This is a genomic window from Acinetobacter sp. 70_2 (assembly GCF_056736115.1).
Genome location: NZ_JBWZIP010000015.1, coordinates 81,804 through 98,860 on the forward strand (window position 1 = coordinate 81,804; position 17,057 = coordinate 98,860).

Sequence of the window (17,057 nt, forward strand, 5' to 3'; positions counted from 1 at the left end):
ATACCTGCAAATGGTGCGATATCGTCTTTTTGATTTGAATTTAGCTAACGGACTAAAAAAATTACTGGAGTGTATTCATAAAATGTCGAATCAAAATCTGAGCGACCCTCATGAACAAGGTGAGCTCCATCGTAGTCTTTCCAATCGGCATTTACAGCTGATTGCAATTGGTGGTGCCATCGGTACTGGATTATTCATGGGGTCAGGTAAAACGATTAGTCTTGCCGGCCCATCTATCTTATTCATTTATTTGATTATTGGTGTGATGGTGTTTTTTGTCATGCGTGCTCTTGGCGAATTACTCCTGTCAAATCTGACCTATAAATCATTTATTGACTTCACCACAGATTTAATTGGCCCATGGGCAGGTTATTTTGTGGGGTGGACCTATTGGTTGTGCTGGATCACGATTGGTATCGCCGATCTTTCTGCAATTATCTACTACTTACAATTCTTCAATAACGGGCAGCCTTTCTCACCAATGGAAGGTGCAATGATTAGCGTTGCCGCTATTGTATTTATTATGGGCTTGAATCTATTAACTGTACGCCTATTTGGTGAGTTAGAGTTCTGGTTTGCGCTTATTAAGATTCTTGCGATTATTATTTTAATTGCAGTGGGTCTATGGATGATCTTTACTGGCTTTACTTCTAGTACGGGCGAGGTGGCTTCATTTACCCACTTGTGGGCAAATGGTGGTTTCTTCCCAACAGGGGTGCATGGTTTCTTGGCTGGCTTCCAGATCGCAATCTTTGCTTTCGTGGGTGTAGAGCTTGTGGGAACAACGGCTGCTGAAACCAAAGATCCTGAGCGCAACTTGCCTAAAGCGATTAACTCAATTCCAGTTCGTATCATTATTTTCTACGTATTGGCATTGCTTATTGTAATGTCGGTAACGCCGTGGAATAGAATTGATCCGGCGATCAGTCCATTTGTAAACTTGTTTAGCCAAGCAGGTATTGCAGCAGCAGCAATCTTGATGAACTTAGTGGTATTGTCATCAGTGATGTCGTCAATGAACAGCGGTGTATTCTCAACAAGCCGTATGTTGTTTGGTTTATCTCGTGAAGATCAAGGACCGAAAGCTTTTGGTAAATTGAACAGACGTGCAGTACCTGCAAATGCATTGTATTTCTCTGCTGCGTGTTTATTGTTAGGTGCGGCATTACAGTATTTTGTACCAAATACAGTTGAAGCCTTCACACTTGCAACAACGCTTTCAACCATTTTGTTCATTTGCGTGTGGTTACTGATTATCTGGAGCTACATTCGTTATTACACGACACGCCCTGAACTGCATGCCAAATCAACATTTAAATTGCCGGGTGGTTTATTTACCTGTTGGATCACGATTATTTTCTTTGTGGGCATGATTTACGTGTTGTCTTTAGAGCCAGACACGTTTAAAGCTCTGAAAGTCAGCCCAATCTGGTTTGTTATCTTGATCATTGGTTATTTCTTCTTCTATAAACCACGGCATAAAAAGTAATTAAATTGATTTGCTTATGACTAAACGCTGGCTGAAAAGCTGGCGTTTTTTATGCATATTGTTTTTCTATTCAAGTTTACTCTTTAGCCGCTTGCATGATCACGGTATACTGCATCGAATTGTTTAAATCAGGTGCTCAGATGCTTCGTGTCATTTGCCTCATCAGTTTATTGAGCAGCAGTATTTTGCTTACAGCTTGCGGTCAGTCAGGAGCATTGCAGCTACCTTCTGATCCAAATTATGACAACCGTGCAAAATACTTGCTTTATCGTAATAAAGAATCAAAACCAGCTGTGCAAAAGGATGAAAAGTCTGAACAGCCAGTCGAGTCATCATCAGCCCAAAACCAAACTACATCACCTTAAGCTTTGAAATAAGGACACATTCATGAGTTTCACTCGCATTAATGGAGTATTGCATGCAGAGCAATGTTCTATGGAGCAGCTTGCGCAGCAATTTGGCACACCTTTGTATGTTTATTCAAAAGCAGCTTTTGAAAAACATTACTTGGATATGGACCGTGCTTTTGACTTTATTGATCATCAAATCTGTTTTGCGGTGAAATCTAACTCAAATTTAGCTGTTCTTAGTGTCTTGGCAAAACTTGGTGCGGGTTTTGATATTGTATCTGGTGGTGAGCTGGCTCGCGTTTTAAAAGCGGGTGGAGATGCATCTAAAGTTGTTTTTTCAGGTTTAGGTAAAACCGAAGCAGATATTGAAACATCACTCAATGTAGGTATTGCTTGCTTTAACGTAGAGTCTTATGCCGAATTAGACCGCCTTCAAAAAGTGGCAGCTCGTTTAGGCAAGAAAGCGCCGATTTCATTACGTGTAAATCCAGACGTTGATGCAAAAACGCATCCTTATATTTCAACTGGTTTAAAAGAAAATAAATTTGGTATTCCAAGTGATACAGTTTATGAAACTTATCAATACGCGGCTTCTTTACCTAATCTTGAAATTGTAGGTATTGATTGTCACATTGGTTCACAGCTCACTGAAACTAAACCGTTTGTTGATGCTTTAGACCGTGTCATTGTGATGATCGATGAGTTGAAAAAACTAGGCATCAATCTTAAACATATCGATATCGGTGGTGGTTTAGGGGTTTGTTATAAAGATGAAACACCGCCAAGTGTTGAAGAATATGCAAACTCCATGAAACCTGCTTTAGAAAAGTTAGGCTTAAAAGTCTATATGGAGCCGGGCCGTAGCATCAGTGCAAATGCGGGTGTACTTTTAACTAAAGTTGATTTGCTTAAACCAACGACACATCGTAATTTCGCGATTATTGATGCAGCAATGAATGATTTGATTCGTCCTGCTTTATATGAAGCTTGGATGGATATTCAGCCTGTTGTGCCACGTACCGATACTGAAGAAAAAGTATGGGACCTAGTTGGGGCGATTTGTGAGACAGGTGACTTTATTGGTAAAGACCGCTCACTCGCACTACAAGAAAATGACCTGTTGGCTGTACTCGGCGCAGGGGCTTATGGTTTTGTCATGAGTTCAAATTACAACACGCGTGGCCGTGCAGCAGAAGTCATGGTATCAGGTGAAAAGAGCTATTTAATTCGTGAACGTGAAACGGTTGAATCGCTTTGGGAAAAAGAACGTTTATTGCCTGAGGAGTAAATGAGATGTTATTAGAATTTACCAAAATGCATGGTTTGGGCAATGATTTCATGGTGGTTGATCTAATTAGCCAAAGAGCTTATTTAGATACAGCAACCATTCAACGTTTGGCAGATCGACACTTTGGTGTTGGCTTTGACCAGCTTTTAATTGTCGAACCACCAGATTTACCAGAAGCTGACTTTAAATATCGCATTTTCAATGCCGATGGTTCTGAGGTTGAACAATGTGGTAATGGCGTACGTTGTTTCGCGCGTTTTGTACATGAACGTCATTTAACTAATAAAACCAACATTACCGTACAAACCAAAGCAGGTATTGTAAAGCCTGAGCTTGGGCAAAATGGTTGGGTGCGCGTAAATATGGGCTACCCAAAGTTTCTACCAAATGAAATTCCATTTGTTGCCGAAGAGCCAGAAGCTTTATATACCCTTGAGTTGGCAAATGACCAAAACATTAGTATTGACGTAGTCAACATGGGTAACCCACACGCGGTCACTATTGTTCCAGATGTACTCACTGCTGATGTAGCAGGTATTGGCCCACAAGTTGAATCACATAAACGTTTCCCTGAACGTGTGAATGCCGGCTTTATGCAAGTGATTGATGATAAACATGTTCGCTTACGTGTATTTGAACGTGGTGTTGGTGAAACACTTGCTTGTGGTACAGGAGCATGTGCTGCTGCGGTAAGTGGTATGCGCCGTGGTTTACTTGCGAACTCTGTAGAAGTTGAACTTGCTGGTGGTAAGTTACAAATTGAATGGCAAGAAGGTGATGTGGTCTGGATGACTGGTCCAACAACCCATGTATATGATGGGCGTTTGGATTTACGTTATTTCCAAGGTTAATCGCATGGCCTAAATAGAAGCCTCTTTTCATCAGTTAAAGTGATAAAAGGGGCTTACTTTTATATGTACAATAATTTTTGATTTTATTACCTTTTACTCAAAGCTAATTTCAATGCGAACAACACAAAAATACTGCCTGTAATTCGGTCCATATATTTCACAAATTTAGGTTGTTTTAGATAACGTGAAAGTGGCTGCATGGCTAAAATTAATAAAGTTGACCATATTATTCCAATCACGACATGAATCATCACAAGTCCCATTACCCAAGTGACAGCCGATGCTTGGGCAGGAATGAACTGGGGAAGAAATGAAATATAAAAAATACCTACTTTGGGATTGAGTAAATTGCCAAAGAAACCTTTAACAAACCAATTCTCTGAGGTAGAGCGATTTGGATTATTTTCTTGTATGTCTGCAAGTTGGCTACGTGGTTTTAAAATCATATTTAAACCCAGCCATGCTAAATAAGCGGCACCCATCCATTTCAATAGATTAAAAGCTAAGTCAGATGCCATAAGTAGAGCACCTAAACCGCAGGCCACGACAATTCCCCATACAATACAGCCAAGGCTAATTCCAAGAGCTGCTTGGAACGCTTTAGATTTACCCTCAAGTGTAGCAGTACGAATAATTAAAGTCGTATCTAAGCCGGGAGTAAGCGTAAGTAAAGTAATGGCAATTAAATAAGGAATGAGTACGGTGGTCATGGCAGCAAGGTCCAATGAATACTTGGTATAAATTGTAATATATAAGTTAGATTCATTATGCTGTGCGATATGAAATTTTCATGATCAAATAGTTTTTGGTACACTCAAAAAAATGGGCAAATAAATGGAGAGCAATTTGGATTTTGCATTACAACTGCTCTCGATGTGGTTAAAAGAAAGAAAAATTCAAAATCAGTCTGAGCATACAATTACGGCTTATGAGCGAGATGTGAAAAGCTTTCTTGAGTTCTGTGACTCAAAAAAAATTGATTTAAAAAATGTTGAAGCTTCAGATTTACGTGAATATCTAGCTCAACGTGTTGAGCAAGACCAGTTAAGCCCAAGTAGTATGCAGCGTCACCTCACTTCTATTCGTCAGTTTATGAAATGGGCTGAACAGGGCAAATATCTAGAAATTAATCCTACTGACGATTTTAAGTTAAAACGCCAGCCTCGGCCTTTGCCGGGTATGATCGATATAGAAACGGTTAATCAAATTTTAGATCAACCTATGCCGGAAAAACCGGTTGATCAGCAATTATGGTTGCGAGATAAAGCCATGTTGGAACTACTTTACTCAAGTGGTTTACGACTCGCAGAACTACAAGGCCTCACAATTAAAGATATCGATTTTAATCGTCATCTTGTTCGTATTACGGGTAAAGGAAATAAAACCCGTATTGTCCCATTTGGGAAAAAGGCAAAAGAAAGTCTATTGAACTGGCTTAAAATTTATAAAATCTGGAAAGGTCATTTTGACCAAAATGCTTTTGTTTTTATTTCACAGCGTGGTGGTGTACTCACTCCACGGCAAATCGAGAAGCGTGTAAAACTTCAGGCACAACGAGCAGGTGTAAATGTCGACTTACATCCGCATTTACTTCGACATTGTTTTGCCAGCCATATGTTATCAAGTAGTGGTGATTTGCGTTCAGTTCAAGAAATGTTAGGCCATAGCAACTTATCGACTACCCAAATTTATACGCATATCGATTTTGATCATTTGGCTCAAGTGTATGATCAGGCTCATCCGCGAGCGACCAAGCATTAAGTCATTTAAGATAAATTATTTATCAATACGCGACTTTGATTGCACTGAATCAGATGAATGTAGAGATCATTTGTACTTTTTTACAAATTTGTTTAAAAGAAATATGTGAAATTACCCAATTGACCATTTTGAACTTTGCACATTTTGTCGGCATATATGGCCTAAAAACGACAAAATTTGACTCATTTATAAGGCGCTTATGTTTCTGACTAATAAGGTAAATAAGATAAAAAGATAATAAAAATCAATGTATAAAATAGACTTTAAAAAGAATAAAATAAGGGCGAGTCAGCTGTGAAATTTTTTTTATGAACTGATGATTTCATTTTTTTTGTACTGTTCCAGAAAATTGTGACTTGACCGAAATGCCAAACACATTGCAAGATAGGGTACCTAAAAAATTTGAATTGAAGAGTTAATATACTTTTCTCAACATTTACTTTTGCTAGAACAGCCGAGGATTACATGAAGGCTCTTGTTGCTGTAAAACGTGTGGTTGATGCCAACGTTAAAGTTCGTGTTAAGCCGGACAATAGTGGGGTTGACCTTACCAACGTTAAAATGTCAATTAACCCATTTTGTGAAATCGCAGTGGAAGAAGCGGTTCGCTTAAAAGAAAAAGGAACAGTATCAGAAATCGTTGTTGTTTCTATTGGTCCTAAAGAAGCTCAAGAACAAATCCGTTCTGCAATGGCTTTGGGTGCAGACCGCGGTATTTTAGTTGAAACCACTGATGAAATTGGCGCTCTAGAAGTTGCTAAAATCTTAAAAGGTGTTGTTGATGCTGAGAAACCAGAACTTATCCTTCTTGGTAAACAAGCAATTGATGATGATTCTAACCAAGTAGGTCAAATGCTTGGTGCATTATTAGGTGCTGGTCAAGGTACGTTTGCTTCTGAAGTGAAAGTGGATGGCGGTAAAGTACAAGTGACTCGTGAAATCGACGGTGGTTTACAAACTGTTGAACTTGCGCTTCCTGCAATTATTACAACTGACTTGCGTTTAAACGAGCCACGTTATGCTGCATTGCCTAACATCATGAAAGCTCGTAAAAAACCGCTTGATACTAAATCTCCTGCTGATTACGGTGTTACAGCTGGTACTAAGCTTAAAACTGTTAAAGTTGAAGCTCCAGCAGAACGTAAAGCTGGCGTACAAGTGAAATCTGTAGATGAGCTTGTTGAAAAATTGAAAAATGAAGCGAAAGTGATCTAATACGGAAGGATAAAATCATGAGTATTTTAGTTATCGCTGATCACAACAACCAGACACTTAACGGTGCTACTTTAAACGTTGTTGCTGCAGCTCAAAAAATCGGTGGTGATATTACTGTATTAGTTGCTGGTTCAGGCGCTCAAGCAGTTGCTGACGCTGCTGCTAAAGTTGCTGGTGTAAGCAAAGTATTACTTGCTGACAACGCTGCTTATGCAAACCAATTAGCTGAAAACGTAGCTGGCTTAGTTGCTGACTTGGCTAAAGGTTACAAATACGTTTTAGCTGCTTCTACAACGACTGGTAAGAACATTCTTCCACGTGTTGCTGCGCTTCTTGATGTAAGCATGATCACAGACATTATTTCTGTTGAATCTGCGAATACATTCAAGCGTCCAATCTATGCTGGTAACGCTATTGCAACTGTTCAATCTGACGAAGCAATCATTGTTGGTACTGTTCGTGGTACAGCATTTGATCCAGTTGCTGCGGAAGGTGGTTCTGCTGCGGTTGAAACAGTTGGCGAAGTAAAAGACGCAGGCATTTCTAAGTTTGTATCTGAAGAAATCGTTAAACTTGATCGTCCAGAATTAACAGCTGCTCGTATTGTTGTATCTGGTGGTCGTGGTGTAGGTTCTGGTGAGAACTACCACAAAGTACTTGACCCATTAGCTGACAAGCTTGGTGCTGCACAAGGTGCTTCACGTGCAGCAGTTGATGCAGGCTTCGTACCTAACGATTTCCAAGTGGGTCAAACTGGTAAAATCGTTGCACCTGAGCTTTACATTGCTGTAGGTATTTCTGGTGCGATCCAGCACTTAGCTGGTATGAAAGATTCTAAAGTTATTGTTGCAATCAACAAAGACGAAGAAGCGCCAATCAACAGCGTTGCTGACTACTGGTTAGTTGGTGATTTGAACGCTGTAGTACCTGAGTTAGTAAGCAAGTTGTAATTTACAGCTTGTCACTTATTCGAAAAACGCCCTTGTGCTATAAATAGTCAAGGGCGTTTTTTTGTTTAGATCATTATTATGAATATTAATTATTCCGCTTCCATCGAAGCTCATCAATTGCACCAGTCATTGGTGAGATTGGCGCGGGCAGATATGGCACGAGATTATTTATGTATTCGGTCTAAAAATCAGCATGGCCTTTCCAATATTAAAGTTAGCCAGTTGCATATGGGATTTATTCTATATGGGCAACAACAATTAAATCTTCAAACAAAACAAATCAATTTTAGTGCCGGCGATCTCTATATTATAAAACCCGATACGGTTATCGATGCAGTTAATTTGCCTGACCCTATAACGGGTGAATATCTCACTATTCTGGTGCCTATGTGTGACGAAGTCATTCAAGCCGCACAAATGATTTGGGCGAAGCCTGTAGTCGACAAAACCGAAGCAATATTAAAGTTTTCAATTGATGATTTCGCTACCTCTTTAACCGAGTGGCAAACGGCTTTGTTTAATCATGATGTGGTGAAAGCACGTTTATGTATTACCGCTATGCTTGTACAGTTATGCCAACAGCATTGTTCAGATGTGCTAATTGTACCGCCACCTAAATTGACAAAAATCATTCACGATTGGGTAATAGAGAATCCACAGCATCATTGGCAGTCTAGTGAGTTTGAAATGCGACTAGGTTTGAGCAGTGCAACACTTCGCCGCAAGCTTAGCCATGAAGATACGACCTTAAGAGAAACGATTACGCATGCACGTCTTACTTATGCACTTGAGTTGTTGTATTCCAAAAAACTACCCATGAAAACCATTGCAGCCAAATCTGGATACCAGTCTGTTGCTATTTTTCGTGATCGCTTTATAGAGCGTTATGGTATAGATCCAGCTGTTCTAGCTGCCGAATAAGTCAATTTGAGCGTTTCTTATAGCTTATTGAGCGATTTAAACTAATAAAAGTCGATAGAGTTAAAGTATTAAAATACCAAGGCCTCTATGATGAAATCATTAAAATCACTTACGATATTATTGCTCCTGAGTGCGGGTACGCTTATTCATGCTGAACAAAAGCCAAGCGTACATCAGGTAGATGGTTATTTTTTGCAACCGATTGGAAACCTTAAAGTAACGGCTCTGTTTGATGGCGAACTAGGATTGCCTCGTAGTGACTTACTGGGCATTTCGGCTGAAAAAGCCAATCAACTCTTTGCAGAAAATTTTGTTCCTGTAGATGAGCATAATCAGATTGTCACGGATTTCTCTGCCTATCTTGTGCAAACACCTACTCAAAATATTTTAATTGATGCTGGCACTGCAAAATGTTTTGGGCCTACCTTGGGCCATGTGCCTGAAAATTTAAAGAAAGCAGGCGTACAGCCTGAACAAATAGATACCATCTTAATTACACATGCCCATCCTGATCACTTATGCGGTATTACACTTGATGGCAAAATGGTTTATCCAAATGCGAAAGTTTATCTGGCGAAAGAAGATGTCGACTTTTGGACATCATCTGCAAATGAAGCAAAAGCCACCGCTTTTTTTAAACCAATATTTAAAATGACGCGTGATGCCTTGCAGCCATACCAAAAGGCAGGGCAACTAGTTGCTTTTACCAAAGCCACTTTTAACATACCGAATGTTCAACTGATCGTGACTCATGGTCATACGGAAGGTCATTCTTCATACTTAGTAGATGGACAAAACGGTCAAAAGTTCTTAGGTCTAGGCGATGTGGTGCATTACGGTGCAGTCCAATTTCCTTATCCTGAAGCAAGCTACAAACCCGATACTCATTCGAATCAGGCTATAGCTGTTCGTAAGAGTATCTTTGAACAAGCCTATAAAAACCAATGGTGGGTGGGGGCAGCACATATCGCTTTTCCTGGCATTGGACACATTGGTAAAAGCTCAAAGGGATATCAATGGATACCGGCTCAATACCGTCCTGTAAAATGATAAGTTCAAATTGATTATTCAAAAAAAGAGCAATGAATTTGAAAAATAGTCTTGGAATCTTTAGCTCAAATATTGCTAAGTTGAGTTAAGACGAAAAGTTTGATTCTTTAAATAGATGAAATGTGTTCTAAAAAGAGTACTTTCATGCTGTTTATATTTTGATCGAATAATTGAGTTTTAAAGAATACATTTAAAAGTAGAAACCTATAATTTTAACTTATTAATTCTAATAGAATTTTTATTGTAAAAAAATGCTATTTTAAGATCGCTAAACTCCCAGTTAGCGAGCAATTTATGCTATAGTATACAGCTATATTTTTTTCGATTTTAGTTCACTTTCCGGAACTAAATTTTTTGCAAGATCAAGACATATAAACGGATAGAAATATCTATCTGTAAGAAGGAGTATGCATGAGCGTATCGGAAATCCGACCGATTGCCATTGAGGACGAACTCAAGCATTCATATTTAGATTACGCAATGAGTGTAATCGTATCTCGTGCATTGCCGGATGTGAGAGACGGTCTTAAACCTGTTCACCGTCGTGTGCTTTATGCCATGCACGAATTGGGCAATGACTATAACAAAGCCTACAAGAAATCTGCTCGTGTCGTTGGGGACGTAATCGGTAAATATCACCCGCATGGTGACTCAGCTGTTTATGAAACCATTGTTCGTATGGCTCAAGACTTTAGCTTACGTTATTTATTGGTTGATGGTCAGGGTAACTTCGGTTCGATCGATGGTGATAGTGCCGCGGCGATGCGTTATACCGAAGTCCGTATGACTAAGCTGGCACATGAGCTTCTTGCAGATTTAGAAAAAGACACAGTTGATTGGGAAGATAACTACGACGGTTCGGAACGTATTCCTCAGGTACTTCCGACACGCGTTCCAAACTTGTTAATTAACGGTGCTGCTGGTATTGCCGTAGGTATGGCAACCAACATGGCACCACACAACATGACAGAAGTTGTGAATGCTTGTTTGGCTTATGCCGATAATCCGAATATTTCAATTGAAGGATTGATGGAATACATTACCGGTCCTGACTTCCCTACAGGCGGTATTATTTACGGTAAATCAGGTATTGTTGATGCCTACCGTACCGGTAAAGGTCGTTTACACATTCGCGGTAAATACCATTTCGAAGAAGATGAAAAGACAGGTCGTACAACCATCGTCTTTACTGAAATTCCATATCAAGTAAACAAAGCAAGAGTGATTGAACGTATTGCTGAGTTAGTTAAAGAGAAAAAACTTGAAGGTATTTCAGAGCTTCGTGATGAGTCTGATAAAGACGGTATGCGTATTGCAATTGACTTAAAACGCGGTGAAAACGCAGAAGTCGTTGTAAATAACTTATTCTTAAATACCCAGCTTGAAAACTCATTCAGCATCAACATGGTGTGTCTAGACAACGGACAACCAAAATTGATGAATCTGAAAGATATTATTGCGGCATTTATTCGTCACCGCCAAGAAGTTGTGACACGCCGTACCATGTTCGAATTACGTAAAGCACGTGAACGTGGTCATATCTTGGAAGGTTTGACAGTTGCCTTAGCCAATATTGATGAAATTATTGAAACCATCAAAACTTCTGCTAACCCTGCTGAAGCGCGTGAGCGTTTACTTGCTGGTGAGTGGGCAGGTGGTGGTGTTATTTCATTACTTGAAAAAGCAGGTGCTATTTCTGTTCGTCCAGATGAAATTGAAGGTGAAGATCCAAATCGTCCATTTGGTTTAAGCGATTCAATTTATCGTCTATCTCCGACACAAGTAGGCGCAATTTTAGAATTACGTTTACACCGTTTAACAGGTCTAGAACAAGACAAGTTACACGCAGAATATACTGAAATTTTGGGTCAAATTGCTGAACTTACAGCTATTCTAAATGACTTCAACTTGTTGATGGGTGTTATTCGTGAAGAGTTAGCACAAGTATTACAACAATATGGTGATGCACGTCGTACCGAAATTGTTGAATCTCGTGTCGATTTCTGCCGTGAAGATTTAATTCCAGAAGAACAAGTGGTATTAACTGTTTCGCAAACGGGTTATGCAAAAACTCAACCACTTTCAGACTATCAGGCACAGCGCCGTGGTGGACGTGGTAAGTCTGCAACTTCTATGAAAGATGATGACTTTATTCAACATCTGATTGTGGCATCGAACCACGCGACTGTACTTTGCTTTACCAACGTGGGTAAAGTGTACCGTCTGAAAGTATTTGAGGTTCCTCAAGCATCACGTGGGGCAAAAGGCCGTCCAATCGTGAATTTGTTACCTTTAGATGCAACAGAAACAGTCACTGCTATCTTGCCGTTAACAGAGTTCCCAGAAAACCACTATGTGTTTATGGCGACAGCTTCGGGTACGGTTAAGCGTGTTGAGTTAGAACAGTTTGCAAACATTCGTTCAAATGGTTTACGTGCTATTGAACTGAATGAAGAAGATACCTTAATTGGTGTTGCGATTACTGATGGTAATCAGCAAATCATGTTGTTCTCTAACGAAGGTAAAGCAATTCGTTTTGCTGAAACTGACGTACGTGCAATGGGTCGTACAGCGAAAGGTGTACGTGGTATGCGCGTGAGCTTTGCAAGCAGTACTTTAAGCGAAGAAGATGCAGAAGTTGAAAACGATGAATCAGATGATAATGATGATTCAGCAGATTCAAGTCTAGTAAGCCGCATCGTATCGCTTGTCGTTGTACCTGAGACTGGTGAAGTCCTGTGTGCGAGTGCCAACGGTTACGGTAAACGTACTCCTGTAAATGACTTCCCGACCAAAAAACGTGGTGGTAAGGGCGTTATTGCAATTAAAACAAGTGAACGTAACGGTGAGCTAGTTGGTGCAGTTTCTATTGATGAAACGAAAGAGTTATTGTTGATTTCTGATGGTGGTACGCTTGTTCGTACGCGTGCAGCAGAAGTTGCAATGACAGGTCGTAATGCTCAAGGTGTTCGTCTCATCCGTTTAAGTGAAGAAGAAACTCTTGTTGGCGTAGTTTCAATTGAAGCTGTAGAAGATGAAGAAGAACTTCTTGAAGGCGAAGTAGATACGACTGAAACCGATAGCGAAGAAGTTGTATCTAATAGTGAAGATACTTCTGAAGAGTAAAACGTTTTAAAATAAAAAAGGAAGCTTAGGCTTCCTTTTTTATTTCTGATTTATTTATTTTGCTGAATGGAAAATAAACACATCATAGTTTCTGTAATGCAAAGTTTTTACTGACGGGTCTTTAGTTGCAAAATTATTTGGCTGACTGACCACGATCAAATCTTGCTTTTGAACCAGAGCATCTTTGAGCTGCTGTTCGCTCCACAAATACTTTTTAAGTTGCGGCTCAAATAACAAGCCATCTTTAATTTCTAAAGAAGCGCTATCTGAATGAACACTATCCCATTCATTTACAATATACACAGGCTGTTTAAGCTGTAAAAGGAAAGGCACATCATAAAAATAGTAATTGTAGAAAACTATTTTTGTAGATGGGGTGATGTGATCAGCAAAATCTGTTTGGCCCACATTATTTTTAGTATCTAAAATACGAACAGCAAAAGGAACCGAACTACATAGAACAATTAAACTCATAAAAATATAGTTTAAATAGCTCACTTTCTGCTTTTTATATAAGCATACTAAAACCAGTGGAAGTACAATTAACAGTGTACCAATGGTGTAAATGAATATGGCTTGATGTTGAAAAAATGGTTGATCCGCACGGAGAAAATGTGGGGTAGCCACAATACCAATCCCAAGAATCATAATAAATACAGGAGTACCCCATACCTGTAATTTGGTTTTATAACTGCTTTCAAGAACTTTGTTAATCACAAGCGCCAAGAAAATAGTAAGGGGTGGTACAGCAGGTAAAATATAGCCCGCTAGTTTAGAAGGCGGAATAGAGAAGAAAACCGTAACAGAAATAAACCACCATACAAGCAGGGCAAATATACCCGATTGCTTATAATCTTTAAAGACGGTCTTAATAGATTCAAATCTACTCGCAAAAAACCAAGGCAAAGAACCGACAAACAAAATAAGCAGATAGAAGCACCACGGTTGCTTATTATTAAATTCTTTAGAACTGAAGCGACTAAATTGTTGGTCAATAAAGAAATAATGTAAAAATTGAGGATATTTACTTTGTACTGCGTACAACCATGGGCTAACAATAAGTAAGAATAGCAAGATAGCCAATGGATTAAGAAGTGAAGGTATTTTCTTCCATTGTTTTGTGTAGAGTAACCACGGTAACAGGATCATACCTGGAATGAGAACGCCAATAAGACCTTTACTTAGAAAAGCGGCTGCACCAGCGACATAACCTAAAAATAAAATAGATTTTCGTGCAGAAATGGTGAAATCAGCAAAGCATAAAACGCTTAATGTAATCCCCGATGCTACTAATAAGTCATGGTTAATATACTGGCTACTACCAAAGAAAAGCAGGTTGGTCGCTAAAATAATAACCGTAAGCTGTGCTACACCTTCCGAAATATGCTTTTTTACAAATAAGAATAGACCCACTAACATGAGGGTACCAGCTAACACAGGTACTAACCGTAACACCCAGACATGTACACCAAAAAGCTCCATAAACATAGAACTTAACCAGTGTAGGAGTGGAGGTTTATGCATGAATGGCAAACCATCGATTCGTGGAGTTAACCAATCTCCAGATTCGACCATAGCTCGGCTAATATCTCCATAGCGGCCTTCGTCAGGTACAGATAGAGGTCTTATCCAGGAAAGAAGAAGTAACCAAAACGGTAAAAAAAATAATAAAAATTTGGAATTACGAAGCCATTGCTGCATACACAATCCTTAATGTTGAAATGCAAAAAAACGGTTAAGCAAAAAAGTCACGACAGAGGTCAGAACAATTGCAATACACACTAAGGTTGAAACAGGAATGTTAAAATAGAGGTTTGAGAGTAAAAGAAAACTTTCATTAAATAAAAAACCTAAACCTGCAACCAATGTGAATTTTGGTAGAGTCTGACGATGATCAAGATGCTGTGCTTTAAACGTAAAAATACGATGCCCGAAATAGCTCACCCAATAGGCGACTAAAAATGCAAGTAAATTGGCATATTGCAGTGCAACATGCTTCTGAAAAAGAAGCATGGCTACACTATAGTGAGTAAGTGCTGCTGCGGCCCCAGTAGTGGCAAACCGCGTGAGCTGAAGAATATGAGCAAACATGTTAGAAACTTGAGAAAGTGTTTTCCGACTTTGTGATAGATTTTTCTTGTTTAATACGAGAATGTTCAGATGCAACAATGTATTTTGGTCTGTTTTTTACTTCCGCGTAAATACGGCCAACATATTCACCAACAATACCAAGGAACAACAACTGTATACCACCAAGTAAAGTCATACCGGCTGCAAGTGTTGCCCAACCTGGAACAGAAATTCCTTCAATTAACGTTTTAATGATGATCCATACGCCGTAACCCATAGCACCTAAAGCTAGGATTGCACCTAAATAAATACAGATGCGTAAAGGTAAATCTGAAAACCCAGTTAAACCTGACATAGCCAAGTTAAATAGAGATTTTATGTTGAAGCTAGAACGGCCGTGCTGACGTTCTTGTTCAGAAAAATTAACGCCTATACTTTTGAATCCAACCCAAGCATAAAGACCCTTCATATAGCGGTTTTTTTCTGGCAATTGTTTAATTGCCTCAACAACTTTTGCATCTAGTAGACGGAAGTCGCCAGCGCTTTCTGGAATATCGATCGGAGAGCTTAAGTTTAATATACGATAGTAACCTTGGGTTAACACACGTTTAAGCCAAGATTCTGTAGTACGATTGCGAATACCATACACCATGTCATAACCATTTTTCCAAAGGTTAATCATGGTTGGAATTGCTTCAAATGGATGTTGAAAATCAGCATCAATCAGTAGGGTAACTTCACCTGTCACATGATCTAAACCAGCACTTAAAGCTGCTTCTTTACCAAAGTTGCGTGAAAGTTCAAGCACAACCAATGGGTAATCATCAATCATTGTTTGTAGAATAGGAATGGTGTCGTCTTTACTCCCATCATCTACCACAATAATTTCAAAGCTAAGATTTTGCTGTTTTAGACTATTTGCTAAAGCAGGAATAAAAGTTTTTAAATTTTCTGCTTCGTTATAGGCTGGAACAACGCAGGATAAAAATGGTTTTGTGTTCATTGCATTGCCCCTAGTCTAGTGAGCTGGATACCATATTGCTGACAATCAAGTTGAAACTGATCCGAACTGAAATATTCATATTCTTGTATTCGGGCATGTTGAATCGGATCTTGATCATTTGATTCTGCAAGCGCTGGATGGCACATAATCAGTAAATGGTCTTTTGCATTTGCAAGCCAATACTGATTCAGTTCGCCATAGTCAGTTTGCTTAAAATCATAGATGCCGGCAAATTGGTCATTTTGATTAAAATGATATGTTTGACATGCTTTTGCTAAGGAATTAGAACCCAGTGCAGACAGCACACGAGTCTTAAAACGATAGCGAGGTAAATCTATCGGGTGCTGTAAATTTCGAATCCAACCCGTAAATTTTTTCTCTTTTAACAATTGCAGCAAAATATCGCGTATGAATGGAAATTGATGAATATGCTGATGTCCATCAATAAAATCTGGGTGTTTTCCCATGACTGAAACGAATAAATCCCATTGCTCTTCAATACATTGGGTAATTGATTCACGATTCAGGCTTGAGGACCATGCACGTAAAATAAGCATGGGTAAGGAAAAAACAGTATTACCTGAAGCGAAAGCATGGGTAAGATTTAAATGCAAACCGATATCAACTTGATCGCTAAACGGTTTTAATTTGGCAGCAGCAGTTTCCCATAGTTCAGATTGGGTCATACATGAGGTTGCTTGAAGTGCACCTTGTTCAATTAAATGAATAATTGCATCAGATATTTCTGCATTCATTGCAAAGTCATCTGCGCAATAACACACTTTTGGCATATCCAAATTCCACCATAGGGCAGGATTGCAGAACTATTCTGCTTAGCTGCTGAAAAACTATACTAATTACTATGGGGAAAATTTCTTAATTTCAACTTAAAGTTTTCTTAAGGTTTCATGACAATTGATACAAATTAATACTTTGAATTTATTTATTTTTTTATAAATTTTTAGTCAATTATTTAAGAAATA

At 39.0% G+C, this 17,057-nt stretch carries 15 protein-coding genes; 10 read left to right on the plus strand and 5 right to left on the minus strand.

Going from position 1 to position 17,057, the window contains the following annotated elements:
• Positions 1-82: 82 nt before the first annotated feature.
• From AC1PJ9_RS09400 to dapF, 4 genes are all read left to right on the plus strand, one after another.
• Positions 83-1,489, plus strand: coding sequence for an amino acid permease (locus tag AC1PJ9_RS09400; protein ID WP_263614411.1), 1,407 nt, complete (start codon positions 83-85; stop codon positions 1,487-1,489).
• A gap of 140 nt (positions 1,490-1,629) precedes the next feature.
• Positions 1,630-1,854, plus strand: coding sequence for an LPS translocon maturation chaperone LptM (lptM, locus tag AC1PJ9_RS09405; RefSeq protein ID WP_004699798.1), 225 nt, complete (start codon positions 1,630-1,632; stop codon positions 1,852-1,854).
• A 22-nt stretch (positions 1,855-1,876) separates the two neighbouring features.
• The gene (gene lysA, locus AC1PJ9_RS09410) at positions 1,877-3,127 is read left to right on the plus strand and encodes a diaminopimelate decarboxylase (protein ID WP_311069463.1); all 1,251 of its coding nucleotides are present in this window, start codon (positions 1,877-1,879) and stop codon (positions 3,125-3,127) included.
• 5 nt (positions 3,128-3,132) lie between these two features.
• A complete protein-coding gene (gene dapF, locus AC1PJ9_RS09415) occupies positions 3,133-3,978 on the plus strand; it encodes a diaminopimelate epimerase (RefSeq protein WP_263614409.1) in 846 nt (281 codons plus the stop codon).
• 86 nt (positions 3,979-4,064) lie between these two features.
• Here dapF and AC1PJ9_RS09420 read toward each other — a convergent pair whose 3' ends face one another.
• Positions 4,065-4,688 carry a LysE family translocator gene (locus tag AC1PJ9_RS09420; protein WP_311069461.1) on the minus strand — a complete coding sequence of 208 codons (624 nt, stop codon included), beginning with the start codon at positions 4,686-4,688 and terminating at the stop codon, positions 4,065-4,067.
• A gap of 163 nt (positions 4,689-4,851) precedes the next feature.
• On the opposite strand from AC1PJ9_RS09420, the gene xerA reads away from it, so the two are divergent.
• From xerA to gyrA, 6 genes are all read left to right on the plus strand, one after another.
• Positions 4,852-5,739 (plus strand): site-specific tyrosine recombinase/integron integrase, encoded by an 888-nt coding sequence (gene xerA / locus AC1PJ9_RS09425; RefSeq protein ID WP_311069508.1) that lies wholly within the window; start codon positions 4,852-4,854, stop codon positions 5,737-5,739.
• Between the two features lie 465 nt (positions 5,740-6,204).
• A complete protein-coding gene (locus tag AC1PJ9_RS09430) occupies positions 6,205-6,954 on the plus strand; it encodes an electron transfer flavoprotein subunit beta/FixA family protein (RefSeq protein ID WP_000646180.1) in 750 nt (249 codons plus the stop codon).
• Between the two features lie 17 nt (positions 6,955-6,971).
• Positions 6,972-7,904 carry an electron transfer flavoprotein subunit alpha/FixB family protein gene (locus AC1PJ9_RS09435; protein ID WP_272409704.1) on the plus strand — a complete coding sequence of 311 codons (933 nt, stop codon included), beginning with the start codon at positions 6,972-6,974 and terminating at the stop codon, positions 7,902-7,904.
• Positions 7,905-7,982: 78 nt separating this feature from the next.
• Positions 7,983-8,825: an AraC family transcriptional regulator gene (locus AC1PJ9_RS09440; protein ID WP_311069460.1), complete on the plus strand. Its 843-nt coding sequence runs from the start codon at positions 7,983-7,985 to the stop codon at positions 8,823-8,825.
• A gap of 90 nt (positions 8,826-8,915) precedes the next feature.
• Positions 8,916-9,875 (plus strand): MBL fold metallo-hydrolase, encoded by a 960-nt coding sequence (locus AC1PJ9_RS09445; RefSeq protein WP_311069459.1) that lies wholly within the window; start codon positions 8,916-8,918, stop codon positions 9,873-9,875.
• Between the two features lie 411 nt (positions 9,876-10,286).
• On the plus strand, positions 10,287-13,001 hold the full coding sequence (gene gyrA / locus AC1PJ9_RS09450) for a DNA gyrase subunit A (protein ID WP_311086758.1): 2,715 nt from the start codon (positions 10,287-10,289) through the stop codon (positions 12,999-13,001).
• Between the two features lie 54 nt (positions 13,002-13,055).
• Here the strand turns inward: gyrA and AC1PJ9_RS09455 are convergent, their stop codons facing one another.
• From AC1PJ9_RS09455 to AC1PJ9_RS09470, 4 genes are read right to left on the minus strand one after another with little or no spacing between them, the layout of a single operon-like run.
• Positions 13,056-14,702 carry an ArnT family glycosyltransferase gene (locus tag AC1PJ9_RS09455; protein WP_311069457.1) on the minus strand — a complete coding sequence of 549 codons (1,647 nt, stop codon included), beginning with the start codon at positions 14,700-14,702 and terminating at the stop codon, positions 13,056-13,058.
• A 9-nt stretch (positions 14,703-14,711) separates the two neighbouring features.
• Positions 14,712-15,092: a GtrA family protein gene (locus tag AC1PJ9_RS09460; RefSeq protein ID WP_311069456.1), complete on the minus strand. Its 381-nt coding sequence runs from the start codon at positions 15,090-15,092 to the stop codon at positions 14,712-14,714.
• Between the two features lies 1 nt (position 15,093).
• Positions 15,094-16,074, minus strand: coding sequence for a glycosyltransferase family 2 protein (locus tag AC1PJ9_RS09465; protein WP_311069455.1), 981 nt, complete (start codon positions 16,072-16,074; stop codon positions 15,094-15,096).
• Positions 16,071-16,865, minus strand: coding sequence for a ChbG/HpnK family deacetylase (locus AC1PJ9_RS09470; RefSeq protein ID WP_311086759.1), 795 nt, complete (start codon positions 16,863-16,865; stop codon positions 16,071-16,073). The genes AC1PJ9_RS09465 and AC1PJ9_RS09470 overlap by 4 nt, the downstream gene beginning before the upstream one ends.
• Positions 16,866-17,057 lie beyond the last annotated feature (192 nt).

What these genes read in the sequence shown, in the direction of transcription:
- AC1PJ9_RS09400 (WP_263614411.1), top strand. Translation starts at nt 83, where the DNA reads ATGTCGAATCAAAATCTGAGCGACCCTCATGAACAAGGTGAGCTCCAT.
- lptM (WP_004699798.1), top strand. Translation starts at nt 1,630, where the DNA reads ATGCTTCGTGTCATTTGCCTCATCAGTTTATTGAGCAGCAGTATTTTG.
- lysA (WP_311069463.1), top strand. Translation starts at nt 1,877, where the DNA reads ATGAGTTTCACTCGCATTAATGGAGTATTGCATGCAGAGCAATGTTCT.
- dapF (WP_263614409.1), top strand. Translation starts at nt 3,133, where the DNA reads ATGTTATTAGAATTTACCAAAATGCATGGTTTGGGCAATGATTTCATG.
- AC1PJ9_RS09420 (WP_311069461.1), bottom strand. Translation starts at nt 4,688, where the DNA reads ATGACCACCGTACTCATTCCTTATTTAATTGCCATTACTTTACTTACG.
- xerA (WP_311069508.1), top strand. Translation starts at nt 4,852, where the DNA reads ATGTGGTTAAAAGAAAGAAAAATTCAAAATCAGTCTGAGCATACAATT.
- AC1PJ9_RS09430 (WP_000646180.1), top strand. Translation starts at nt 6,205, where the DNA reads ATGAAGGCTCTTGTTGCTGTAAAACGTGTGGTTGATGCCAACGTTAAA.
- AC1PJ9_RS09435 (WP_272409704.1), top strand. Translation starts at nt 6,972, where the DNA reads ATGAGTATTTTAGTTATCGCTGATCACAACAACCAGACACTTAACGGT.
- AC1PJ9_RS09440 (WP_311069460.1), top strand. Translation starts at nt 7,983, where the DNA reads ATGAATATTAATTATTCCGCTTCCATCGAAGCTCATCAATTGCACCAG.
- AC1PJ9_RS09445 (WP_311069459.1), top strand. Translation starts at nt 8,916, where the DNA reads ATGAAATCATTAAAATCACTTACGATATTATTGCTCCTGAGTGCGGGT.
- gyrA (WP_311086758.1), top strand. Translation starts at nt 10,287, where the DNA reads ATGAGCGTATCGGAAATCCGACCGATTGCCATTGAGGACGAACTCAAG.
- AC1PJ9_RS09455 (WP_311069457.1), bottom strand. Translation starts at nt 14,702, where the DNA reads ATGCAGCAATGGCTTCGTAATTCCAAATTTTTATTATTTTTTTTACCG.
- AC1PJ9_RS09460 (WP_311069456.1), bottom strand. Translation starts at nt 15,092, where the DNA reads ATGTTTGCTCATATTCTTCAGCTCACGCGGTTTGCCACTACTGGGGCC.
- AC1PJ9_RS09465 (WP_311069455.1), bottom strand. Translation starts at nt 16,074, where the DNA reads ATGAACACAAAACCATTTTTATCCTGCGTTGTTCCAGCCTATAACGAA.
- AC1PJ9_RS09470 (WP_311086759.1), bottom strand. Translation starts at nt 16,865, where the DNA reads ATGCCAAAAGTGTGTTATTGCGCAGATGACTTTGCAATGAATGCAGAA.